Raw genomic sequence first — 23,628 nt, 5'->3', positions numbered from 1 at the left:
GGGCCTGGGGCGGGGCGGGCCGGGGCCGGATCAGTGGCTGCCCGCCACGACCGGCTCGCGGTCCCTGCCGGTCGGTGCGGGCTCGATCAGGTCGGCGGCGGGTGCCGCGTGCCGGATCAGGCTCCGGGCGATCTCCTCGCTGCGCTGCGCGAGGATGCTCAGCAGGGAGTCGGCGATGCCGTGCGTGGCCTCGTTGACGCCCTGGAGGTGGACGGTGGCGGTGGACTGCTCGCCGATGTCCAGGCGGTAGTCCCGGCCGACCTCGACGTCCTTGATCCCCAGCGCGTCGGCGAGGCCCTGGATGACGGCCGGCTGCTGGGAACGGAAGCCGGTGCCCAGCAGGACGACGTCGCAGGAGATCTGCTCCTCGGCGCCGGTCAGTTGGTTGACCAGGGTCAGGACCAGCTCGTCGCCGGTGTCCTTGGCCTCGGTGACATGGGTCATCGTGCGGATCGACTGCCGGTCCCGGCCGCGCATCCGGTCCAGGTAGACCTGCCGGTACAGCGTCTCCAGCATCGGCGGGGTGAGACCCGCGTAGTTGGTGCGGTGCATCTCCTGGAGGATGCGGGCGCGCGCCTCCGGCTCGGCGTGGAAGAACTCGTCGACGAACCCCGTGTAGAACAGCTCGTTGGTGAACTTGCTGGTCTCGTAGTGGTTGAACCCGATCGAGCGCATGACCAGCGTCGGTTCACAGCCGGGCAGGTCCTGCTGCACGGAGTGGAACATCTCGGCGGCGCTCTGCGCCCCGCCGATCACCACGACCCGCTGGCCCGCGGTCCGCGGCCGCTCGGCGATCCGGTCCATGTACTCGGTGCTGTGGATGATCCGGTCCACGCCGAGTCCCTGGAAGACCGCCGGGATGTTGGCGTCGCGGCCGGCGCCCACCACGAGCTGACGGCCCGTGACGGTGGTGCCGTCCGCCATGCGCGCCACCCAACCGTCGACCGCGCCTCCTCCGTCGCGGCGCGGGCGAAGCGAGGTGACCCGGGAGTCGTAGCGCACCTTGACGCGCTCCAGGGACTCGGCCACCCATCGCTGGTAGTCGGATATCTCGCTGCGGTAGGGGGTGAAGGTTCCGAGATTTATGAAGTCCTCCAGTCGCCCCGTCTCGTGGAGGTAGTTGACAAAGGAGAACTTGCTTCTCGGATTGCGCAGGGTCACCAGGTCCTTGAGGAAGGAGACCTGGCTCTGCGACCACGGGAGCAGCATGCCGCGCTGCCAGGTGACCCTGTCACCTTGTTCGAGCAGGAGCGTGCGGTCCGCCAGGTTCGCTGGCGCGAGCTCCTCCAGCGCCACGGCCAGGGCCAGGTTGGCCGGGCCAGCTCCGATGGCCAGGACTTCGACGTCGTGGTTGGACATGAACTTCCCCTCGGTGCAGTGGCATTGCTCCTGGCGATGTGCCGGAGCGGGCTGAACGGCTTCAGACGCGGGGCTCGGTCGACGCGGCCTCGGCCGCCGTGATCGAGCGGCCCCAGCCGGAGTCGTTCGCCTGGACCGAACCCCAGCCGGAGTCACTGTTGGTGGTGTTGGTGAAACCGGTCAGGGCTACGACCAGGGCGGTGAGCGACAGAGCGGCGACTACGGCAGCACGGGTGCGGGACATGAGTGCTCCTCGAATCGTTGAGTTCGGGTGGGAACTGGGCCTCAACCGGCGGGTTCGCTCGGGATGCCTCGGCAACATTGACAGCCCGTCGGGCGGAGTGCGGGATTCCCTGCGACCGTCTAACCGCCTGGCAGAAATACGGCACTTGGACAGACCGCCCATATGCCAGGAAACGATGATGAATGAACCGTTCCGGTAACGCCGAGTGCCCGCCCGGATCCGGAAACGGCACGCTGAGAGCAGCTCTTCGTCCCCCTGTGCTCGTTTTCCTGAGGTTTTCGGAGTTTTCACCTGGTTCCTGCACCCGGCAGGTTCCCGCCTGGCGGATTTCTGGCCCCGCGTACACCCCGTCAACTCGTGACCGAACGGCGATGGTGGTGGACGGGGCCGGCCTGCGGTCCCCGATCCCATCGAGGCTGAGGAGCCGGCACCATGACCGCACAGACCGACGCCCTGCTAGTGATCGGCAGCGGACAGCAGCGCTACCGCGAGTACCTGCTCGCGTCGGCCGCCGAGCGGCACCCGCTGTGGCTGATCGACGCGGCCAAGCCGACCTGGCAGCGCCCCCACGTGGCGGGCTGGAGCGTGGTGCCCCTGCTCGACCGCGCCCGGCTCATCCCGGACCGCGAGCGGATCCTCGCCACGGCACAGGAGATCGCCGCCGAGCACCGGATCGCCGGCGTCTTCACCTACGACGAGACGCTGGTGACGACCGCCGCGCTGATCGCCGAGAAGCTGGGCCTGCCGGGCCTCACCGTGGACGGCGCCGACCGCTGCCGCAACAAGCACCGCACCCGCTCCGCCCTCACCCTGGTCGGGCTGCCGCAGCCCCGCTTCGCCCTCGCGTACACCCTGAAGGAGGCACGCGAGGCGGCACCGGCGGTCGGCTTCCCCATGGTCCTCAAGCCGCGCGGCATGGGCGCCAGCATCGGCGTCGTACGCGTCGACGACCCGGAGAAGTTCGACGACTCCTTCGCCATGGCCGAGCAGGCCGGGCACGGCGGCTCACCGGACTACGAGGGCGGCGTGCTGCTCGAGGAGTACATGACCGGCCCGGAGATCAGCATCGACGGGGTCTGCGTCGACGGCGTGTACGAGCCGATGTTCATCGCCCACAAGCAGACCGGCTTCGAGCCCTACTTCGAGGAGACCGGCCATGTCGTCGACGCCGCCGACGACCTGCTGAGCGACCCGGATCTGCTGCACGTGCTCCGGGCGGCCCACGAGGCGCTGCACGTCTCCACCGGCATCACCCACACCGAGGTCCTGTTCACCGAGCGCGGTCCCGTCATCGTAGAGGTCAACGCGCGCCTGGGCGGCGACCTCATCCCCTGGCTCGGCGAACTGGCCACCGGCATCAGGCCCGGCCGGGTGGCGGCCGAACTCGCCCTCGGGGTGCGCCCCGACCTCACCCGCACCGAGGACCGCACGGCCGGCATCCGCTTCACCTATCCCCCGCGGGACTGCCGCGTCCAGGAGGTGTCCGTCCCCTCCGTCGACTCCGTCGAGGGACTGCTGCGGGCCGAGGCCATCGCGGACGAGGGCGCCGAACTGCGCCTGCCCCCCGGGGGGTACCTGAGCCGGTACGCCTACGTCGTGTGCGCCGCTGCCGAGCGGGCCGCCTGCGAGCGGAGCCTCGACGAGGCCGCCCGTGGCGCGCACCTGACGTTCGCGCCGCTGGACTGACGGGCCCGAGCAGATCCGGGGTACGGCGTCGCCCCGCCGCGCCGGCCCGCCACTCCCACCGCAGACAAGGAGCACCCCACCGGTGTCCGCGATCACCGAACTCACCCGAGCCGAGGCCGACGCGCGCGGCCGGCTGCTGCAGACCGACTCCTACCGGATCCACCTCGACCTCACCCACGGCCCCGAGGTCTTCCGGTCGGAGACGCTCATCCGCTTCACCGCCGAACCGGACGCCGCGACCTTCGTCGAGCTGGTGCCCGAGCACATCCACGCCATCGAGCTCAACGGCCGGGAGCTGGCGCCGGGTGCGGTGTACGCCGAGGGGCGGATCCGGCTCGAGAAACTGGCCGAGCGCAACGAGCTGCGCGTGGTCGCGGACTGCCGCTACACCAACACCGGCACCGGCCTGCACCGGATGACGGACCCCGCCGACGGCAGGGTGTACCTGTACACCCACCTCCAGGTGGCCGAGGCGGCCAAGGTGTTCGCCTGCTTCGACCAGCCGTCCCTCAAGGCCCGCTTCAGCCTCAGCGTCACCGCGCCGGCCGGCTGGCAGGTCTTCTCCACCTCGCCCACCCCCGCCGAACCCGACGGCGCCACCTGGCACTTCGAGCCGACCCCGCCGCTGCCGACGTACGCGGTGGCCCTCGTGGCCGGCGAGTACCACGTCGTCCGCGACGACACGTACACGGCCCCCGACGGCCGGCGGATCCCGCTCGCGGTGGCCTGCCGCACCTCGCTCGCCGCGCACCTGGACGCGGACGAGATCCTGCACACCACACGCCAGGGACTCACCCACTACACCGAGCTCTTCGGGTCGTTCCCGTTCGCCAAGTACGACCAGATCTTCGCCCCCGAGCTCAACGTCGCGGCCATGGAGAACGCGGCCTGCGTCACCGTCCACGAGAACTACGTCTTCCGCTCCCTGGCCACCGAGGCGGTCCAGGTGCGCCGGGCCGGGACCATCCTGCACGAGATGGCCCACATGTGGTTCGGCAACCTGGTGACCATGCGGTGGTGGGACGACCTGTGGCTCAGCGAGTCGTTCGCCACCTACGCCTCAGCCCGCTGCCAGGCGGAGGCGACCGAGTGGACCCAGTCGTGGACGATGTTCGCCAACGTCGAGAAGACCTGGGCCTACCAGGCCGACCAGCGGCCCACCACGCACCCGGTCGTCGCCGACATCGACACCCTCACCGACGTCCAGGTCAACTTCGACGGCATCACCTACGCCAAGGGCGCCGCCGTCATCAAGCAGTTGGTCGCCTGGGTCGGTGACGAAGCCTTCAACGAGGCGGTCCGCGACTACTTCCAGCGGCACGCCTGGTCCAACGCCTCCCTCGCGGACCTGCTGTCCGTCGCCGCCAAGAGCTCCGGCCGCGACCTGGCCCACTGGGCCGGTGAATGGCTGCGCACCGCGGGCCCCAACACCCTGCGCCCCGAACTCGCGGTGGACACCGAGGGCAGGTTCACCTCCTTCGCCGTACTGCAGGAGGCCCCCGCCGACCACCCCGTGCTGCGCTCCCACCGGATCTCCGTCGGCCTGTACGAGCTGCGCGACGGCCACCTCGAACGAGTCCGGCGCGTGCAGGCCGACATCACGGGCGCCCGCACCGAGCTGCCCGAACTGCACGGGGTGCACCGTCCCGACCTCGTCCTGCTCAACGACGACGACCTCGGCTACACCCGCGTCCGCTTCGACGACCTCTCCCTCGCCACCCTGCTGCGCCATGTCACGGCGCTGCGCGGCCCGGTGCAGCGGGCCGTGTGCTGGTACGCGCTGTGGGACATGGTCGGCAGCGCCGAACTGCCCGCCCGGACCTATCTGCGCACCATCGCCGACTGCCTGCCCCACGAGGCCGACTTCGGCGTGGCGCAGGTCCAGCAGCGGCAGGCGCAGACCGCCGTCACCCAGCTCACCGCCCCCGCCCACCGCGACGGCGCCCGCGACGCGCTGGCCGCCACCTGGTGGCGGCTGCTGGACCGGGCGAAGCCCGGCGGCGACTTCCAGCTCATGTGGGTCCGCGCGTTCGCCGAGACCGCCCGCGCCGACGCCGACCTCGACCGGGTGGCGGCGTTGCTGTCCGGCGCACTGGTGGTGCCGGGTCTGGAGGTGGACGCCGAACTGCGCTGGCAGCTACTCACCGCGCTCTCGGCGGCGGGCCGAGCCGACGCCGCCGCCGTCGACGCGGAGGCAGCCCGCGACCACACGGCCGTCGGCCTGCGCCACGCGGCCCGCGCCCACGCCGCCCGCCCGACCGCCGAGGCGAAGGCGCACGCGTGGGAGTCGGTCGTCCACCACACGGACCTGCCGAACGCCGTGCAGACGGCCGTCGCCGGCGCGTTCAGCGGCCTGCCGCAGGACGGCGGCGAGCTGCTGCGCCCGTATGTCGCCGCGTACTTCGAGGTGCTCGAGGACCTCTGGCGCGAGCGCGGCGGCGACGTGGCCAAGGGCGTGGTGGACGCGCTGTATCCCCGGACCCTGGTCGAGGAGGCCACCCTGGCCGCGACCGACGCCTATCTCGCCACCCACAGCCCGGCCCCCGCCCTGCGCCGCCTGCTGCTGGACGCACGGGAGGACGTGTCCCGCGCCCTACGCGCCCGCCGCCACGACGAGGTGGCGGCGGACTGACCTCGGAGCCGTTGCCGGCTCCCCCGCCGAGCGGGGGGGGCCGGCACTCTCCAACTGCCACATCAGCGCACTGAGCTGAACGCCATCCGCACCTGCGGTGATCGCCGCCCCAGGCTCCCGTTTGACATAGTTCGGACCGGTGACATGGTGGAAAGCGGGAGTGAGGTCAAACTCAACCCCAGGGGCGATGGCGCCAGGGGAGCCGACATGGCCACGACCAAATGGTTCTTCGAGCCCGGCCACACCGGCGCGGAGTTCCGCGCGCGGCACATGATGGTCACCTACGTGCGCGGACAGTTCAAGAATGTGCACGGCTGGTTGCAGGTCGATCCCGACGAGCCGGAGACGGCCCGCGTCCAGGCGACCGTCGACGCGACCCAGGTGTACACCGGTCAGCCCCAGCGTGACGCCCACCTGCGCAGCGCCGACTTCTTCGATGTCGAACACCACCCGACGTGGACCTTCATCGGGTCACGCGTTCACCAGCTCAGCGCCACCGAGTTCGAGGTCACCGGGGATCTCACGGTTCGGGGCGTCACGCATCCCGTCTCCTTCGACGTCACCCACTTGGGACAGTGGGACACTCCCTGGTGGGAGGACGACCGAGACCTCGGCCCTCGACGACGTGCCGGCTTCACGGCCACCGCCCGCATCAACCGCCATGACTTCGGGGTGAGTTGGAACGACGCGGTCGACCGGGGCGGAGTCGTCGTCAGCGCCATGGTCGACGTCGTGGTGGACATCGAGGCCGTCCTTGAGCCCGGCGAACCGGCCACGCCACGAGATGTGAGTTCCGCTCGCGTCTCCCACAATTGAGATGTCGCCCCAGGGGCCGTCGGTGTCGTCCCCTGACGGAATGAGGCAGATCCATGGGAATTGTTTCGCGAGGCTTCCACGGCCGGGCGCGCCCAGCGGATGTGAAACTGCCTCCCGGCCAGTACCTGACCGAGGACTTTCCGGTGCTGGCGGCCGGACCCACGCCTCGCATCGCCCAGGAGGAGTGGGAATTCACCATCACGACCGAGAGCGGGACGGGCCACCGCTGGTCGTGGCGGGAACTGCTGGCGCTGCCGAGCGAGCGGCCGACGGTGGACCTGCACTGCGTGACCAAGTGGTCGAAGCTGGGCACCGGCTGGCAAGGGGTGTCGCTGGACACGCTGTTCGCCGATGTGGAGACGGCGGCCGAGTTCGTGCTGGTCCACTCCTACGGCGACTACACGACGAACCTCCCGCTGGAGGACCTGCTGGGCGACCGGGCCTGGATCGCCTACCGGTACGAGGGCGAAGATCTCGCTCCGGTGCACGGCGGCCCGGCCCGGCTGCTGGTGCCGCACCTGTACCTGTGGAAGTCGGCCAAGTGGGTGCGCGGCATGCGGCTGCTCACCGAGGACGAACCGGGGTTCTGGGAGAGCGCCGGCTACCACGACTACGGTGACCCATGGCGCGAGCAGCGGTACCAGGGCGACTGACGGCGCCCCTGACCTGGCAGACCGCCCGGCTGGCCGGTCTGCGCGACGAGACGCCTTCGGCCCGCACGTTGGTCTTCGACGTGCCCGGCTGGTCCGGTCACCTGGCCGGTCAGCACGTGGATGTGCGCCTGACGGCCGAGGACGGATACAGCACCCAGCGCAGCTATTCGCTGGCCTCGGCACCCGACGGCGACCGGATCGAGCTGACGGTGCAGCGCGTACCCGACGGGGAGGTCTCGCCGTATCTGGTCGATGTGATGGAGCCCGGTGACCTGGTGGAGCTCCGGGGACCGGTAGGCGGCTGGTTCGTCTGGCGCCCGGCCGACACCCGGCCGGTGCTGCTGGTGGGCGGCGGATCGGGGATCGCCCCGCTGATGGCCATGATCCGCACGCGTCGCGGCCTCGGCAGCCGTGTCCCCTTCCGGCTGGTCTACTCGGTCCGCACACCAAAGGACCGGTACTACGCCTCCGAACTGCGCATCGCGCAGCCCGGTGACGGCGGCTTGGACGTGACCCACCTATACACCCGGCACACGCCCGAGGGCTGGCCGAGACCGGCGGGGCGCCTGCAACCCGCGGACCTGCGGACCCACGGCTGGCCACCGGACTTCGAACCGATCTGCTTCGTCTGCGGGCCGACCGGCTTCGTCGAGATCGCCGCAGCCCATCTGGTGGCCCTGGGCCACGACCCGCGCCGGATCAGAACCGAACGCTTCGGCCCCACGGGAGGCTGACATGGACCGACCCGACACCACGGACTACGAGGACGGCAACGCCCTCGCCGGCCCCCTGCGCGAACTGTTCACCGCGGACGTCACCTCGGCGGCCGGGCGCTGCGCCGGCTGCGGGCGCACCGCTCTCGTCGCCGACCTGCGCGTCTACGCCCGCGCCCCCGGCCTGGTGGCCCGCTGCCCGAGCTGCGACACGGTGATCCTGCGGTTCGTACGGACCCCCGACGCCGCCTGGCTGGACCTGCGCGGCACGGTCTACATGCGCGTCCCCATGTCGCCCGCCTGAAGCCTCCGCCCGCCTTGGGCACCGCTCATGCCGTGCTCTTCTCGGTGACGCATAAAGCGGCGACCTTGCGGACGGCGATGACGGCGACCGTCTGCACGATGGCGGCCCACGACAGATCACCCGCGAGGCGCAGCAGGCCGGCCGCGGTGAGAAAGTCCAGGAGGAGCGCCAGAGCGACGCGGATCGTGCGCGTGGCCGCGTAAGGCCGTCAAGAACGACACGACGCCGAGTGCGGTGACCAGAAGCGCGGCTGCCTCGATCGCGTCTTTCACGCTACGGCGCGATCGCGGCGAGCTGTCCGATCTCAGTGAGACTGGGCGCCACCGCGGTACGCAGCACATCGCCCGCCAGGGCCGCGAGGAAACGCGCGAACGCCCAGACCGCCCAGACCGCCCCCACGAAAATGATCACCGCGCCCGCGGTCTCCACCACGCGGACGAGGACGCCGATCGCCTCACGCAGGTCCGACTCCGGCAGTACCTCCCACGACAGGATCATGCCTGGCGGTTACCCGCCCGCAGGGGCCCTCTCACCAAGGCGCCTGCCGGACCGGTCCGCTCAAAGTCCTGAATACGCGCCTCTGCTGAGACGTTTCCGCGAGTCACAGAGGCGCACAGTGGGGCGGGTGGGACTCGAACCCACGGCCGACGGATTATGAGTCCGCTGCTCTAACCGGCTGAGCTACCGCCCCATAGCGGCGTGTCGCGTACAAGTGTGCGCGCCGTCTGCCGCAGCATAGCCGCTCATACGATCTCCTGCTTCGCATGGTCGACTTCGCATGCCCTGAAGGACTCCGCCGTGACCTGCGCGGTTCCCGGGGCGGACGAGCAGACATGAAAAAGGACCCCATCGGGGTCCTCGTTCATCGCGCTCTCCCGACTGGACTCGAACCAGTAACCTGCCGGTTAACAGCCGGCTGCTCTGCCAATTGAGCTACGGAAGATCGAAGCTCCCCCGACTGGACTCGAACCAGTAACCTGCCGGTTAACAGCCGGCTGCTCTGCCAATTGAGCTACGGAGGAATGCCTCGTTGCATCGAACGCACCTACCTGGGTATTCGCCAGGGGGCGTGCGCTCGCTGCGACACATACATTAGCGCAAGCAGGGGGGTGCTCCGCCAATCGGTTCCCCCCGGCACCGACGCCGCACCAGGGACCTACTCAGAGGAAGGGTGGCAGCCATGCGCTACCGGCTCACGTTCGTCATCGGACTCGCCGTCGGTTACGTCCTCGGGACACACGCCGGACGCGAGCGCTACGAGCAGCTAAAGAAGACCGCCCGGGAGATCTCCCAGAACCCCGCGGTGCGCAACACCGCGGAGTCGGCGGCACAGCAGGGCCGCGTGTTCGCGGGCAAGGCGTACCACACGGTCAGCGAGAAGGTGGGCGACCGGGTCCCGGAGACGGTGGCCCAGCGGGTCCGCTCACTGCGAGAGCGCAGCGCCCACAACGGCGGCGCGGAGGACGACTGGGGTACGAGCAACACGTGACAGCACCTCTGCGCTGCCGGGCAGGGCAGCCACTCCAGGGGCGCGGGGAACTGCGCGACCGGCCCCTCACGCACCCGCACCCGAAAGCCGCCACGAACCCCCACGACGCCCACGGCCCAAGCAAGCGCAGCGCTACGGCACAATTTGGGCCATGGGGATAGTCGCCGGGCTGGACAGTTCGCCCGATTTCACGCGCATCGTCGTCTGCGACACGGACACGGGCGCCGTGCTCAGGCAGGGGTACGCCCCGCACCCGGTGGAGTCGCCGGAGGGCGGCGCGCGTCCCTCCGACGTCGACCCGCAGGCCTGGCTGCTCTCACTCGGTGAGGCGGCAACCGGCGGGCTGCTCGAAGGTGTGCAGGCCATCGGCGTGTCGGCGCAGCAGAACGCGCTGGTCCCGCTCGACGCGCAGGGCAACACCGTGCGCCCCGCGATGGTCGGCGGCGACAAGCGCGCCCAGGTCGCGGCGGCGGATCTGATCGACGCGCTGGGCGGGCGCGAGGCCTGGGCGCAGGCGGTGGGCTGTGTGCCGCAGGCCGCGCAGCCGGTGACCAAGCTGCGCTGGCTGGCCAAGACCGAGCCGGAGAACGCCGCGCGCGCCGCCGTCCTCATGCAGGCGCACGACTGGCTGGTGTGGCAGCTCCTGGGCCGGCCCGTGAGAAGGACCACAGACCGGGGCGGCGCCTCCGGCACCGGCTACTGGTCGGCGGCGACCGGCGTCTACCGCACCGACCTCGTCGAGCTGGCGCTCGGCCACCAGGCGATGCTGCCCGAGGTGATCGGGCCGGCCGAGGCGGCGGGTACGACGCCGGAGGGGCTGCTGATCTCCGCCGGGACCGGCGAGACCATGGCCGCCGCCTTCGGGCTCGGCATCGGGCTGGGCGACGCCGTCGTGTCGCTCGGCGCGTCCGGTTCCGTGATGGCCGTGCACCCCGAGGCGCTCGTCGACAGCTCCGGGATGATCACCTCCCTGGCGGACGCGACCGGCATGCATCTCCCGGTCGTCACCACCCTCAACGCCGTGCGCACCCTGCGCGGCACCGCCGAACTCCTCGGGGTGCCCGATCTGGAGGGCCTGTCCGACCTGGCGATGAAGTCGACGCCGGGCTCGCACGGCCTGGTGTTCCTGCCCTATCTGGAGGGCGAGCGGACGCCGAACCTGCCGCACACCGCGGGCACGATCGCGGGCCTGCGGCGGGAGTCGATGAAGCCGGAGCATCTGGCGCGGGCCTCCTTCGAGGGCATGCTGTGCGGCCTCGCCGACGCGCTCGACGTGCTGCGCGGCCGGGGTGTCGAGGTGCGGCGGGTCTTCCTGCTCGGGGCGGTGGCCGAGCTGCCGGCCGTGCAGACGGCGGCGCCCGCCCTGTTCGGGACGCAGGTCGTCGTACCGCAGCCCGCGGACTACGCGGCGATCGGGGCCGCCCGGCAGGCCGCCTGGGCGCTCGGGGTGTCGCAGGGCTCGCTCGACCCGCGTACGCCACCCGTCTGGCAGGGTGCGGCGGCGCAGGTCCTGGAGCCGGGCGAGGAGCTGGCGGTGGGCCAGGCGGTGCGTCAGCAGTTCGTGTCGGTGCGCGAGCAGACGCACCCCGGGGCGTTCCGGTCGTAGCGGCCGGGGCGCTGTCGATCTTCCGGAAGGTAAGAGCCCGGTAGGAACCGGACCCGGAAGGCGGTACGAGGCGGCGCTGACGGCTTAATCGGTTGAGGTAACACCACTGGAGTGTTCGACGATAGGGGCCAGGGGCAACCAAAAGCCGTCCCATCGCCGACTCCGAGAGATGCAGCGTGCTCATACGACTTCTGCGGACCCACCTCAGTCCGTACCGAAAACCCATCACCTTGCTGGTGCTGCTGCAGTTCCTGCAGACCTGCGCCACTCTCTACCTGCCCACGCTGAACGCGGACATCATCGACAAGGGTGTCGTCAACGGCGACACCGGCTACATCCTCAGCTACGGCGCCCTGATGGTCGGCATCTCGCTGGCGCAGGTCGTGTGCAACATCGGTGCCGTCTACTACGGCGCCCGGACCGCGTCGGCGCTCGGCCGGGACGTACGGGCCGCCGTCTTCGACCGGGTGCAGTCCTTCTCGGCGCGTGAGGTCGGCCACTTCGGCGCGCCGTCGCTGATCACCCGGACGACCAATGACGTCCAGCAGGTGCAGATGCTGGCGCTGATGACGTTCACGCTGATGGTGTCGGCGCCCATCATGTGCGTCGGCGGGATCGTGCTGGCGCTCGGCCTGGACGTGCCGCTGTCCGGGGTGCTGGTGGCCGTGGTGCCCGTCCTCGGCATCAGCGTGCTCCTGATCGTGCGGCGGCTGCGGCCGCTGTTCCGGACCATGCAGGTGCGCCTGGACACGGTGAACCGGGTGCTGCGCGAGCAGATCAGCGGCAACCGGGTGATCCGCGCGTTCGTGCGCGACGAGTACGAGCAGCACCGGTTCGGCAAGGCCAACGCCGGGCTCACCGACATGGCGCTGGGCACCGGCAACCTGCTCGCGCTGATGTTCCCGATCGTCATGACGGTGGTGAACCTGTCGTCCATCGCGGTGGTGTGGTTCGGCGCCCACCGCATCGACAGCGGCGGCATGCAGATCGGTGACCTGACCGCCTTCCTCGCCTATCTGATGCAGATCGTGATGTCCGTGATGATGGCCACCTTCATGTTCATGATGGTGCCGCGCGCGGAGGTGTGCGCCGAGCGCATCCAGGAGGTCCTGGACACCTCCTCCAGCGTGGTGCCGCCGACCGCGCCCGTGCGGGAGCTGCGCCGGCACGGTCATCTGGAGATCCAGGGCGGCGGGTTCCGCTACCCGGGTGCCGAGGAGCCGGTGCTGAAGTCGATCGACCTGGTCGCGCGGCCGGGTGAGACGACGGCCGTGATCGGCTCGACCGGCAGCGGCAAGTCGACCCTGCTGGGGCTGGTCCCCCGGCTGTTCGACGCGACCGACGGGCGGGTGCTGGTGGACGGGGAGGACGTGGCGACGATCGATCCCCAGCTCCTGGCGAAGACCGTCGGGCTCGTGCCGCAGAAGCCGTACCTGTTCGCGGGGACGGTGGCGACGAACCTTCGCTACGGCAATCCGGAGGCGACGGACGAGGAGCTGTGGCACGCGCTGGAGGTGGCGCAGGCCAAGGAGTTCGTGGAGCGGCTGGAGGGCGGGCTGAACGCGCCCGTCGCCCAGGGCGGCACGAACGTCTCGGGCGGTCAGCGCCAGCGGCTCGCGATCGCGCGCACGCTGGTGCAGCGCCCGGAGATCTATCTCTTCGACGACTCCTTCTCCGCCCTCGACTACGCCACCGACGCCGCCCTGCGCGCCGCCCTGGGGCGTGAGACGTCCGAGGCGACCGTCGTCATCGTCGCCCAGCGGGTGGCGACCATCCGGGACGCGGACCGGATCGTCGTACTGGACGAGGGCCGGGTCGTCGGCACGGGCCGGCACCACGAGCTGATGGCGGACAACGAGACGTACCGAGAGATCGTGCTCTCCCAGCTCACGGAAGCGGAGGCTGCCTGATGGCCGGGCCCATGGGACGGATGATGGCCGGCGGAGGTCCCGATCAGCGCTCGCTGGACTTCAAGGTGTCGGGCAGGCGGCTGATCGGCCAGTTCAAGCCGGAGCGGATCACGATCTACGTGCTGCTGTTCTGCGTGGTCGTGAGCGTGGGTCTGTCGGTCGCCGGGCCGAAGATCCTCGGCGAGGCCACCGACCTGGTCTTCGCCGGCATCGTCGGGCGGCAGTTCGAGCCCGGGATGACCAAGGAGCAGGTCCTCGCGGCCATGCGGGAGCGCGGTGACGACCAGATCGCCGACATGCTGCGCAGCACGGACTTCACCCCGGGCCAGGGCATCGACTTCACCGCCGTCGGGAACGTCCTGCTCTTCGCGCTCGCGGTGTTCGTCGTCGCCGGTCTGCTGATGGCGGTGGCGACGCGGCTGGTGAACCGGGCCGTGAACCGCACGATGTACCGGATGCGCGAGGACGTGCAGACGAAGCTGTCGCGGCTGCCGCTGTCGTACTTCGACAAGCGCCAGCGCGGTGAAGTGCTGTCGCGGGCGACCAACGACATCGACAACATCGGGCAGACGCTCCAGCAGTCGATGGGGCAGCTCATCAACTCGGTGCTGACCATCATCGGTGTGTTGGCGATGATGTTCTGGGTGTCGTGGCTGCTGGCGCTGGTCGCGCTGGTGACCGTGCCGGTGTCGTTCTTCGTCGCCACGCGCGTGGGCAAACGGTCGCAGCCGCACTTCGTGCAGCAGTGGCGCACCACCGGCAAGCTCAACGCGCACGTCGAGGAGATGTACACCGGGCACACCCTGGTGAAGGTGTTCGGGCGCCAGGAGGAGTCGGCCGAGCAGTTCGCCGAGCAGAACGAGGCGCTGTACGAGGCCGGGTTCAAGGCGCAGTTCAACAGCGGCATCATGCAGCCGCTGATGCTGTTCGTGTCGAACATCAACTACGTCCTGGTCGCGGTGGTCGGCGGTCTGCGGGTCGCTTCGGGCTCGCTGTCGATCGGTGACGTGCAGGCGTTCATCCAGTACTCGCGGCAGTTCTCGATGCCGCTGACGCAGGTCGCGTCGATGGCGAACCTCGTGCAGTCCGGTGTCGCCTCGGCCGAGCGGGTCTTCGAGCTCCTCGACGCGGAGGAACAGCAGGCGGATCCCGTGCCGGGGCTGCGGCCGGAGGAGCTGCGGGGCCGGGTGGCGCTGGAGCACGTGTCGTTCCGGTACGACCCCGAGAAGCCGCTGATCGAGGATCTGTCACTGAAGGTGGAGCCGGGGCACACGGTCGCCATCGTCGGTCCGACGGGCGCAGGCAAGACGACGCTCGTGAACCTCCTGATGCGGTTCTACGACGTGTCGTCCGGGCGCATCACCCTCGACGGCGTGGACATCGCCCGTATGTCCCGCGACGAACTGCGCGCCGGGATCGGGATGGTGCTGCAGGACACCTGGCTGTTCGGCGGCACGATCGCGGAGAACATCGCGTACGGGGCGTCCAGGGACGTCACCCGGGGCGAGATCGAGGAGGCGGCGCGGGCCGCCCACGCCGACCGGTTCGTGCGTACGCTGCCCGACGGGTACGACACGGTGATCGACGACGAGGGGTCGGGGGTCAGCGCGGGCGAGAAGCAGCTCATCACCATCGCGCGGGCGTTCCTGTCCGACCCGGTGATCCTGGTCCTCGACGAGGCGACGTCCTCGGTCGACACGCGTACCGAGGTGCTGATCCAGAAGGCTATGGCGAAGCTGGCGCACGGGCGTACGTCGTTCGTCATCGCGCACCGGCTGTCGACCATCCGGGACGCGGACACGATCCTCGTCATGGAGAACGGCTCGATCGTCGAACAGGGCGCGCACAGCGAGCTGTTGGCGGCCGACGGGGCGTATGCGCGGCTGTACAAGGCGCAGTTCGCCCAGGCGGTGGCCGAGGTGGACTGATCCGCGGTCCGGGGGTGCCACGGGGGTCGTGGGGCGGCTGCGGGTCCGTTGTGGTTGGTCGCGCAGTTCCCCGCGCCCCTTCAGGGGCGCGGGGACGGCATCAGTCCAGATAGCCCCGTAGTTGATCCGCAAACGCATGATCCCTGAGCTTGTTCAGGGTCTTCGATTCGATCTGCCTGATCCGCTCCCGCGTCACGCCGAAGATGCGGCCTATCTCCTCCAGCGTGCGGGGGCGGCCGTCCGCGAGGCCGTAGCGGAGCTGGACGACCTTGCGTTCGCGTTCGCCGAGGGTCGACAGGACCGCTTCGAGGTGTTCGCGCAGGAGCAGGAACGCCGCCGACTCGACCGGCGATGCCGCGTCGCCGTCCTCGATCAGGTCACCGAGGGCGACGTCGTCCTCCTCGCCCACGGGCGCGTGCAGCGACACCGGTTCCTGGGCGAGGCGCAGCACCTCGCTGACCCGCTCGGGCGGCAGGTCGAGGTGGTCGGCGACCTCTTCCGGCGTCGGCTCGTAGCCGCGCTCCTGGAGCATGCGGCGCTGGACGCGGACGACCCGGTTGATCAGCTCCACGACATGGACCGGCACCCGGATGGTGCGGGCCTGGTCGGCGAGGGCGCGGGACATGGCCTGGCGGATCCACCAGGTGGCGTACGTCGAGAACTTGTAGCCGCGGGCGTAGTCGAACTTCTCGACGGCCCGGATCAGGCCGAGGTTGCCCTCCTGGACGAGGTCGAGCATGGTCAGGCCACGGCCGACGTACCGCTTGGCCACGGACACCACGAGCCGCAGGTTCGCCTCGATGAGGCGCCGCTTGGCCATCCGGCCCATGACGACCAGGCGGTCCAGGTCGAGGGCGAGCTGGCTGTCCAGGTCGGGGGTGCTGCCGAGCTTCTCCTCGGCGAACAGGCCGGCCTCGACGCGGCGGGCGAGGTCGACCTCCTCTGCCGCCGTGAGTAGCGGGATGCGGCCGATCTCCCGCAGGTACTGGCGGAACAGGTCCGAGGAGGGGCCGCTGTTGTCGGCGCGCGCACGGGCCGGCAGCGGTGTCTCGACCGGCTCGGCGGTGTCGGCGGTGTCCAGCGCCTCGGCCGGCGGCTCCGCCGGCTCGGGTGAGGCGTCGGTTTCCGCCCCGGGGTGGTGCACGACACGGCTCTGCGGGGGCACCGCGACGAGAACGTCGGGCTCCGCGTCCGCGGCCGTGTCGTCCGTACCGGTGTCGTTCTGGATGAGGGTCTGGGTCTGCACGGGGGCGACCTCCAGGATGATCGCTGCCGAGGCGTACGGCAGCGCTGCTTCGAGGGCGGAGTCGGCGGCCTTGCCGCTGTCCGTCCCGTACGCGATGAGCGGAACCGCGGGGGTGTGGGACTCGTGGGAAACGGGTCGGCCGCGCTCCGAGGACTCAGGCACCGGAACCCAGTGTGGAGTACGACACATAGCCGCCACGAGGGGCGTGCGGTGACTTTTTGCAATCGGGCCGTGACCGCGCGGTTACCCCGACGTACGGGGAAGCGGGGGGACGGTCAGAGCGCTGCCGCGCCGTGTCCGCGCAATGCCTGGTCGTACTGCTGCAACACCCACAGTTCGTTCTGCACGGAGGTCAGTTGGGCCGGGTCGCCGCCCGCGCCGAGACGGGTGAGCTGGCTCTGGACGTCGCGCACGCGGCGTTCCACGGCGCGGCGGCGGACGGTGACGAGCTGTTCGCCGGCGTAGTTCTCGTCGACGGTCCTGCGCATGATCGCCTCGACGGCGAGCTCCGTGACCATCGCGCGGACCTGGTCGTCGGGGGCGGCGTCGCGGACGCGGACCAGGTACTCCTGCGCGTCCTGGATGCCGTACTCCGCGCCGCCCGCGTCCATGATCGCCTGGCGTACGGCGGCGTAGGGGGCGGCGGTGAACTCGTCAATGCCGTACGCGTCGAATGCCGGTGAGACCAACTCGGGTCGCTGGAGGGCGAGTTTGAGCAGTTCGCGTTCGGTGGCGTAGACGGGGTTGCGCAGGGTCAGGGCCGGGCCGGAGGTGCGGGGCGCGGGTGCGGAGTCGTACTGCTGCTGCCCGCGGGACGCCGGCGCCTGTCCCCTGCCGCCCCGATCACGCGCCCAGCGCGCCAACTGGGCCACCCGCTTGACGACGAACTGGGTGTCCAGGATGCCGAGCATGCCCGCGAGCTGGACCGCCACCTCGTGCTGGGCGCCGCTGTTCTTGATGCGGGCGACGATCGGTGCCGCCTCGTCCAGCGCGGCGGCGCGGCCCGCCGGGGTGTCGAGGTCGTAGCGGACCACGATCTGGCGCAGCGCGAACTCGAAGAGCGGGGTGCGCGGTTGGGTCAGGTCGGCGACCGCCTCGTCGCCCTTGGCGAGGCGCAGTTCGCAGGGGTCCATGCCGTCGGGCGCGATGGCGATGTACGTCTCCGCCGCGAACTTCTGGTCGTCCTCGAAGGCGCGCAGGGCCGCTTTCTGGCCGGCCGCGTCGCCGTCGAAGGTGAAGATGACACGCGCCGAGCCGTTGTCCATCAGCAGCCGGCGCAGGATCTTGATGTGGTCGCCGCCGAAGGCGGTGCCGCAGGTCGCGATGGCGGTGGTGACGCCGGCGAGATGGCAGGCCATGACGTCGGTGTAGCCCTCGACGACGACCGCGCGGCTCGCCTTCGCGATGTCCTTCTTGGCGAGGTCGATGCCGTACAGGACGTGGGACTTCTTGTAGATCGCCGTCTCGGGGGTGTTCAGGTACTTCGGGCCGTTGTCCGCCTCGTACAGCTTGCGGGCGCCGAAGCCGACCACGTCGCCGCCGATGTCGCGGATCGGCCACATGAGGCGGCCCCGGAAGCGGTCGATCGGGCCGCGGCGGCCCTCCTGCGACAGCCCGGACAGCAGGAGCTCCTTGTCGGTGAAGCCCTTGCCGCGCAGAAAGCGGGTGAGGTGGTCCCAGCCCTGGGGGCTGTAGCCGACGGAGAAGTGCTGGGCGGCGGCCTGGTCGAAGCCGCGCTCGGCGAGGAACTGGCGGCCGGTGTCGGCCTCCGGGCTGGTGGCGAGCTGTTCCATGTACCAGTCGGCGGCGATCTTGTGGGCCTCGACCAGGCGGATGCGTTCGCCGCGCTGGTGGGAGGGGTTGTAGCCGCCCTCCTCGTAGCGCAGGGTGATACCGGCCTGGGCGGCGAGGCGCTCGACCGCCTCCGAGAAGGAGAGGTGGTCGACCTTCATCACGAACGTGATGGTGTCGCCGCCCTCCTGGCAGCCGAAGCAGTGGAAGAACCCCTTGCTGGGGCTGACCTGGAAGGACGGCGACTTCTCGTCGTGGAAGGGGCACAGCCCCTTGAGGTTCCCGCCGCCCGCGTTGCGCAGTTGGAGGTACTCGGACACCACGGCGTCGATCGGGACCGCGTCCCGTACCGCTTTCACGTCCTCGTCGTTGATCCGTCCTGCCACGCGTGAATTCTACGGGGGCGCACCGACATGTCTGTGGCGAGCTGCAACGCCCAGGGGCGCGGGGAAGTACGCGACCGGCCACGGACCGCCCGCACCCGTGAGCCGGGGGAACCCGGCAGGCGCCTAGGGGATCAGGCTTTCCAGCGCCACATGCGGATCCGCCAGGGTCTCCGTGTTCACCGGTGCCTTCGAGCGGATGAGCTGCTGGATCGGCTCTGTGACGTCCCACACGTTCACGTTCATCCCGGCGAGGACCCGGCCGTCCTTCAACCAGAACGCGATGAACTCCCGCTTCCCGGCGTCGCCCCGGATCACCACTTCGTCGTACGACCCCGGGGGCGCCCAGCCGGAGTACTCCATCCCCAGGTCGTACTGGTCGGAGAAGAAATAGGGCACGCGGTCGTAGGTGACGTCCTGCCCCAGCATCGCCCGTGCCGCCGCGGGGCCGCCGTTGAGCGCGTTGGCCCAGTGCTCCACCCGCAGCCGGGTGTCGAACAGGACGTGCGGGAAGGACGCCACGTCGCCGGCGGCGTAGATGTCGGGGTCGGAGGTGCGCAGCCGCTCGTCGACGACGACGCCCCGGCCGTGGGCGCGGTCGGCGATCTCCAGCCCGGCCGCCTCGGCGAGACCGATGCGCGGGGCCGCGCCGATCGCGGCGAGCACGTCGTGCGCGGGATGCTCCTCGCCGTCGTCGGTGCGCGCGGCCAGCACCATGCCGTCCTGGCCGACGATCTCCGTCAGCCGCCGGCCGAAGTGGAACCGCACCCCGCGCTCACGGTGCAGCTCGGCGAAGACCGCGCCCAGCTCGGGGCCCAGCACGCCGTGCAGCGGCGTCGACGACGGCTCGACGACGGTGACCTCGGCGCCGTACTCACGGGCCGCCGCCGCGACCTCCAGGCCGATCCAGCCGGCTCCGGCGATCACGATGTGGCCGTTGTCCCGGCCGAGCGAGGTCAGGACGCCCTTGAGGCGCTCGGCGTGCGCGAGCCGGCGCAGATGGTGCACGCCGGCCAGGTCGGTGCCCGGGATGTCCAGGCGGCGCGGCTCGGCGCCGGTGGCCAGCAGGAGCTTGTCGTAGTGGACGACGGTGCCGTCCTCGCCGAACCGCACCGTCTTCGCCGTACGGTCGATCGCGTCGACGGTCTGGCCGAGGTGCAGCTCGATGTCGTTGCGCGCGTACCAGGCGGGCTCGTGCACGAAGACGCTGTCGCGCTCCTCCTTGCCGAGGAGGTAGCCCTTGGACAGCGGCGGCCGCTCGTACGGGTGGTCGCGCTCGTCGCAGATCAGTATCACCCGCCCGGTGAAGCCCTCCGCTCGGAGCGTCTCGGCCGCCTTGGCGCCGGCGAGCCCTCCTCCGACGATGACGAATGTCTGATCCGCGTCGACCACTTGATGCCTCCTCGTAAGGGTGCCGCCACATGAGCGTCCCGCACGCAGCGTGATGCGGGAAGAGGGGGTGACCCGATCAGGCCACGCAGGGTCACTTTCGAGTGCCCGTTCGTCCCCGGTGTCTCACCTGTCGCGCGCGGGTGACGGCACCCGCGCTCAGGCCCGCTGTGTGAGCCGCGTGTGCAGGGCGCGCGCGGAGGCGTCCGTGAGGGACGCGATCTGGTCGACGATCACGCGCTTGCGGGCGCGGTCGTCGCCGGCCGCGTCGAACAGGGCCCGGAACTGCGGGTCCAGCCCCTCGGGCGCGCGAGCGGTGAGCGCCTCGGCCAGTTCGGCGACGACGATCCGCTGATCGGCGCGCAGCCGCTCCTGCTCGGCGCGCTGCATGACGTACCGGTCGGCGACGGCCTTGAGGACCGCGCACTCCAGGCGGGTCTGCCGGGGTACGACGAGTTCGGCGCCGTAGCGGGTGAGCCGGCCGTCGCCGTACGCCGCGCGCGTGGCGGACTCGGCGGCCAGGCAGAAGCGGCCGATGAGCTGGCTGGTGGCGTCCTTCAGGCGGGCCTGGGCGACGGCGGAGCCGTCGTAGCCGTGCGGCCACCAGGGTGCGTCCTGGAGCCGGTCGAGGGCGGCGGCGAGTTCGGCGGGGTCGGTGTCCTCGGGGACGTAGCGGCCGACGGCCACGGCGAAGACCTCGCGGCGTTCGGGTTCGGCGTGCAGGCAGTTGGGGTCGATGTGGCCGGCGTGCAGGCCGTCCTCGACGTCGTGCACGGAGTAGGCCACGTCGTCGGACCAGTCCATGACCTGGGCCTCGAAGGTGGTGCGGGAGGCTGGGGCGTCCTTGCGGACCCAGTCGAAGACGGGCCTGTCGTCCTCGTAGACGCCGAACTTCGGGGACTTGGGGTCGGCGGGGTGGGCGCCGCGGGGCCAGGGGTACTTGGTGGCGGCGTCGAGGGTGGCGCGGGTGAGGTTGAGGCCGACGGAGCCCTCCGGGGTGAACCGCTTGGGTTCGATGCGGGTGAGCAGGCGCAGGGACTGGGCGTTGCCCTCGAAGCCGCCGCAGTCCTCGGCGAACTCGTTCAGCGCGACTTCGCCGTTGTGGCCGAAGGGCGGGTGGCCGAGGTCGTGGGAGAGGCAGGCGGCTTCCACGAGATCGGGGTCGCAGCCGAGGGCGGCGCCCAGCTCTCGGCCGACCTGGGCGCACTCCAGGGAGTGGGTCAGGCGGGTGCGGGGGCTGGGGTCCCATGCCTGGCTGTGGGTGCCCGGCGTGACCACCTGGGTCTTGCCTGCGAGCCTTCTGAGGGCCCCCGAGTGGAGTACGCGGGCTCTGTCGCGCTGGAAGGCGGTGCGGCCGGGGCGCTTGTCGGGTTCGGCTGCCCAGCGTTCGACTGCCGACTCGTCGTAGTACATGCACCCGACAGTAAAGGCAGACAGTGACAAACGGGGGGCTGTGTTTCGCCTACTCGTCTGCCGGGATGTGTCGGATTGCGTGTGCGGGTGGTGTGTGGCCGTTCGCGCAGTTCTCCGCGCCCCTGGAAGCGCATACGCTCCCGGCGTTCTAAGCCGACGCCAGTTCCACTGCTGCCGTGACCGGCGTTGTCGCCATCCGGTCGTAGCGGTGCAGGAGGAGGCGGGCCATCGCCGGGTGGGTGCCGAGGGGGGCCGAGGCGATCCATGGGGCCGCCTGGGCGCACTCCGTCGCGAAGCGGCCCGGGGCCGTGAAGTACGAGGCCACCGCCACCCGCGTGCGGCCTCGGGCCGCCAGTGCGGTCAGCGCGTCCGGGACCGTCGGGGTCGCCGTCGTGGCGTAGGCCGGGATGACCGGGACGCCCAGGCGGTCGGCGAGGAGGCGGGCCGTGCGGGAGGTGTCGAGCTTGGACGCGGGGTCGCGGGAGCCCGCCGCGGCCAGGACCACCGCGCTTGTGCGGCGCGTCGGCTCGTCCATGCGGGTGCGCCAGCCCGCCTCCACCAAACGGGCGGTCAGGGCCTCCACCAGCAGGGGGTGCGGGCCGAGCGCGCCGGCCACGCGTGCGCGTACCGACGACTCGGCGGCCATCTCGGGGATGTCCCGCTTGATGTGGTAGCCGCGGCTGAGCAGGAGCGGGACGAGGATCGCCTCGCGGTCGCCGAGGGCGGCGAGGGTGTCGGGGAGCAGGGGCTCGTTCAGCTCGATGTGGCCGAGGTGGACCGGCAGGCCGGGGCGCAGCGCACGGACCTCGTCGAGGAGCGCACGGACGGTGCTCAGGGCGCGCGGGTCGCGGCTGCCGTGGGCCACGACCACGAGCGCGGGCGGTTCGGGGCGCCGGCGCCCGTCGAGCTGGACGAGGCTGAGCTGGCTGGCGAGCTGGCTGCTGATCCGGTTCATGAGGTGCGCCGTACTGTCGAGGTGGGCCGTCGTGGACTCGTCGTGAAGGTGGTTCGACGCCGTCATGAACCGATGGTGGCGGCGCGACGTTGCCGCCCCGTTTCACAGGAATGACGGGTTCTTTCGCCGGGTTCACGGTGCCGCACCCGGGCGGTGTGAGGTGGTGTGACCTGCGGTTTCACTTGCCGGAGTGCAACTGCTCACACCATGGGGAGTGAACCGCGGCGGTCGGCAGGGCGTCCCTGACTGTCGAGAACGGGCCGTGTGCCGACCGGGGAGGGACCGTCCGATGCGCCGACCGAAGCTGGGCCGACCGAGACTTCCGCGCACCCGCGCCGGGCAGCGGCGGCTGGTGCAGGCCCTGGTGGCCGGATGTGTGCTGGCGCTGCTTCCGGCCACCTGGATGCACATCGTCACCGGCGACCGGCTGCGCAGCACGGCCGATGTGCCGCGCACCGACGTGGCCGTCGTCTTCGGCGCCGGGCTGTGGGCCGGCGAGCCCTCCCCCTATCTCGCCCACCGGCTGAACGCGGCGGCCGAGTTGTACCGCGCGGGGCGGATCAAGGTGGTCCTGGTCACCGGTGACAACAGCCGCAAGGACTATGACGAGCCCGACGCCATGCGTACGTATCTGACCCGGCACGGCGTGCCCGACGCGCACATCGTCAGCGACTACGCCGGCTTCGACACCTGGGACTCCTGCGTCCGGGCCAAGAAGATCTTCGGGGTGGACGAGGCCGTGCTGATCAGCCAGGGCTTCCACATCCGGCGGGCGGTCGCGCTGTGCGAGGAGGCGGGGGTGGCGTCGTACGGCGTCGGGGTGCAGGACAGGCACGACATGACCTGGTACTACGGCGGCACCCGGGAGATCCTCGCGGCCGGCAAGGCGGCCCTGGACGCCGTCTTCGAGCCGGACCCGCACTTCCTCGGGCCGAGGGAGCCGGGGGTGGCGAACGCGCTGGCGGCAGGGCGGTAGCGGCGCCCGAAACGAGTGGCCCACGCTCTCACACGCAGGTTTTGACGCGCGCACGCCAGCCAACCGCGTGAATCCCCTCAGCGAGCACTTTCCGTAGTCATTCGACTACTCATAGCGTCCGTCACAGTGCGGCGG

The 23,628-nt window shown here is 70.7% G+C and carries 19 protein-coding genes and 3 tRNA genes; 11 read left to right on the top strand and 11 right to left on the bottom strand.

What is annotated here, in order from left to right; genetic code table 11:
• Nucleotides 1–30: 30 nt before the first annotated feature.
• Both ACZ69Q_RS18430 and ACZ69Q_RS18425 read right to left on the bottom strand, forming a co-directional pair.
• Entirely contained in the window at nt 31–1,359 is a 1,329-nt protein-coding gene (locus ACZ69Q_RS18430) for a lysine N(6)-hydroxylase/L-ornithine N(5)-oxygenase family protein (RefSeq protein ID WP_471042797.1), read from the bottom strand.
• A 61-nt stretch (nt 1,360–1,420) separates the two neighbouring features.
• Nucleotides 1,421–1,603, bottom strand: coding sequence for a hypothetical protein (locus ACZ69Q_RS18425; RefSeq protein WP_471042795.1), 183 nt, complete (start codon nt 1,601–1,603; stop codon nt 1,421–1,423).
• Between the two features lie 432 nt (nt 1,604–2,035).
• On the opposite strand from ACZ69Q_RS18425, the gene ACZ69Q_RS18420 reads away from it, so the two are divergent.
• From ACZ69Q_RS18420 to ACZ69Q_RS18395, 6 genes are all read left to right on the top strand, one after another.
• Nucleotides 2,036–3,289, top strand: a complete 1,254-nt coding sequence (locus tag ACZ69Q_RS18420) for an ATP-grasp domain-containing protein (RefSeq protein ID WP_471042792.1) — start codon at nt 2,036–2,038, stop codon at nt 3,287–3,289.
• A gap of 82 nt (nt 3,290–3,371) precedes the next feature.
• Entirely contained in the window at nt 3,372–5,921 is a 2,550-nt protein-coding gene (pepN, locus tag ACZ69Q_RS18415) for an aminopeptidase N (RefSeq protein ID WP_471042791.1), read from the top strand.
• A gap of 207 nt (nt 5,922–6,128) precedes the next feature.
• Nucleotides 6,129–6,737, top strand: coding sequence for a YceI family protein (locus ACZ69Q_RS18410; protein WP_471042788.1), 609 nt, complete (start codon nt 6,129–6,131; stop codon nt 6,735–6,737).
• 53 nt (nt 6,738–6,790) lie between these two features.
• Nucleotides 6,791–7,390: a sulfite oxidase-like oxidoreductase gene (locus tag ACZ69Q_RS18405; RefSeq protein ID WP_471042786.1), complete on the top strand. Its 600-nt coding sequence runs from the start codon at nt 6,791–6,793 to the stop codon at nt 7,388–7,390.
• Nucleotides 7,360–8,124 carry a ferredoxin reductase gene (locus tag ACZ69Q_RS18400; RefSeq protein WP_471042783.1) on the top strand — a complete coding sequence of 255 codons (765 nt, stop codon included), beginning with the start codon at nt 7,360–7,362 and terminating at the stop codon, nt 8,122–8,124. Before ACZ69Q_RS18405 ends, ACZ69Q_RS18400 begins: the two co-directional genes overlap by 31 nt.
• Before the next feature lies 1 nt (nt 8,125).
• Nucleotides 8,126–8,407 (top strand): DUF6510 family protein, encoded by a 282-nt coding sequence (locus ACZ69Q_RS18395; RefSeq protein WP_471042782.1) that lies wholly within the window; start codon nt 8,126–8,128, stop codon nt 8,405–8,407.
• A gap of 273 nt (nt 8,408–8,680) precedes the next feature.
• Here the strand turns inward: ACZ69Q_RS18395 and ACZ69Q_RS18390 are convergent, their stop codons facing one another.
• The 4 genes from ACZ69Q_RS18390 to ACZ69Q_RS18375 all read right to left on the bottom strand — a co-directional run bounded on the left by ACZ69Q_RS18390 (nt 8,681) and on the right by ACZ69Q_RS18375 (nt 9,429).
• Nucleotides 8,681–8,905 (bottom strand): hypothetical protein, encoded by a 225-nt coding sequence (locus tag ACZ69Q_RS18390; protein WP_471042780.1) that lies wholly within the window; start codon nt 8,903–8,905, stop codon nt 8,681–8,683.
• A 119-nt stretch (nt 8,906–9,024) separates the two neighbouring features.
• Nucleotides 9,025–9,098, bottom strand: a tRNA-Ile gene (locus ACZ69Q_RS18385).
• A gap of 179 nt (nt 9,099–9,277) precedes the next feature.
• A tRNA-Asn gene (locus ACZ69Q_RS18380) sits at nt 9,278–9,350 on the bottom strand.
• Between the two features lie 6 nt (nt 9,351–9,356).
• Nucleotides 9,357–9,429 (bottom strand) — tRNA-Asn (locus tag ACZ69Q_RS18375).
• 158 nt (nt 9,430–9,587) lie between these two features.
• Here ACZ69Q_RS18375 and ACZ69Q_RS18370 point away from each other — a divergent pair.
• From ACZ69Q_RS18370 to ACZ69Q_RS18355, 4 genes are all read left to right on the top strand, one after another.
• A complete protein-coding gene (locus tag ACZ69Q_RS18370; RefSeq protein ID WP_471042778.1) occupies nt 9,588–9,896 on the top strand; it encodes a YtxH domain-containing protein in 309 nt (102 codons plus the stop codon).
• A gap of 151 nt (nt 9,897–10,047) precedes the next feature.
• Entirely contained in the window at nt 10,048–11,502 is a 1,455-nt protein-coding gene (locus ACZ69Q_RS18365) for an FGGY family carbohydrate kinase (RefSeq protein ID WP_471042775.1), read from the top strand.
• A gap of 176 nt (nt 11,503–11,678) precedes the next feature.
• Nucleotides 11,679–13,412, top strand: coding sequence for an ABC transporter ATP-binding protein (locus ACZ69Q_RS18360; protein WP_471042773.1), 1,734 nt, complete (start codon nt 11,679–11,681; stop codon nt 13,410–13,412).
• Entirely contained in the window at nt 13,412–15,340 is a 1,929-nt protein-coding gene (locus ACZ69Q_RS18355) for an ABC transporter ATP-binding protein (RefSeq protein ID WP_471042770.1), read from the top strand. The genes ACZ69Q_RS18360 and ACZ69Q_RS18355 overlap by 1 nt, the downstream gene beginning before the upstream one ends.
• Before the next feature lie 100 nt (nt 15,341–15,440).
• Here the strand turns inward: ACZ69Q_RS18355 and ACZ69Q_RS18350 are convergent, their stop codons facing one another.
• From ACZ69Q_RS18350 to ACZ69Q_RS18330, 5 genes are all read right to left on the bottom strand, one after another.
• Complete coding sequence (locus tag ACZ69Q_RS18350; protein ID WP_471042768.1) at nt 15,441–16,748, bottom strand: RNA polymerase sigma factor; 1,308 nt, start codon at nt 16,746–16,748, stop codon at nt 15,441–15,443.
• Between the two features lie 113 nt (nt 16,749–16,861).
• Nucleotides 16,862–18,763: a DNA primase gene (gene dnaG / locus ACZ69Q_RS18345; protein ID WP_471042765.1), complete on the bottom strand. Its 1,902-nt coding sequence runs from the start codon at nt 18,761–18,763 to the stop codon at nt 16,862–16,864.
• A gap of 123 nt (nt 18,764–18,886) precedes the next feature.
• A complete protein-coding gene (locus tag ACZ69Q_RS18340) occupies nt 18,887–20,152 on the bottom strand; it encodes an NAD(P)/FAD-dependent oxidoreductase (protein WP_471042764.1) in 1,266 nt (421 codons plus the stop codon).
• A gap of 156 nt (nt 20,153–20,308) precedes the next feature.
• A complete protein-coding gene (locus tag ACZ69Q_RS18335) occupies nt 20,309–21,562 on the bottom strand; it encodes a deoxyguanosinetriphosphate triphosphohydrolase (RefSeq protein ID WP_471042761.1) in 1,254 nt (417 codons plus the stop codon).
• Nucleotides 21,563–21,710: 148 nt separating this feature from the next.
• Nucleotides 21,711–22,583: a sirohydrochlorin chelatase gene (locus tag ACZ69Q_RS18330; RefSeq protein WP_471042760.1), complete on the bottom strand. Its 873-nt coding sequence runs from the start codon at nt 22,581–22,583 to the stop codon at nt 21,711–21,713.
• Between the two features lie 223 nt (nt 22,584–22,806).
• On the opposite strand from ACZ69Q_RS18330, the gene ACZ69Q_RS18325 reads away from it, so the two are divergent.
• Nucleotides 22,807–23,493 (top strand): SanA/YdcF family protein, encoded by a 687-nt coding sequence (locus ACZ69Q_RS18325; RefSeq protein ID WP_471042757.1) that lies wholly within the window; start codon nt 22,807–22,809, stop codon nt 23,491–23,493.
• Nucleotides 23,494–23,628 lie beyond the last annotated feature (135 nt).

The sequence above is a fragment of the Streptomyces sp. NPDC036764 genome (assembly GCF_055609385.1).
This window is presented reverse-complemented; position numbering and strand designations above follow the sequence as displayed.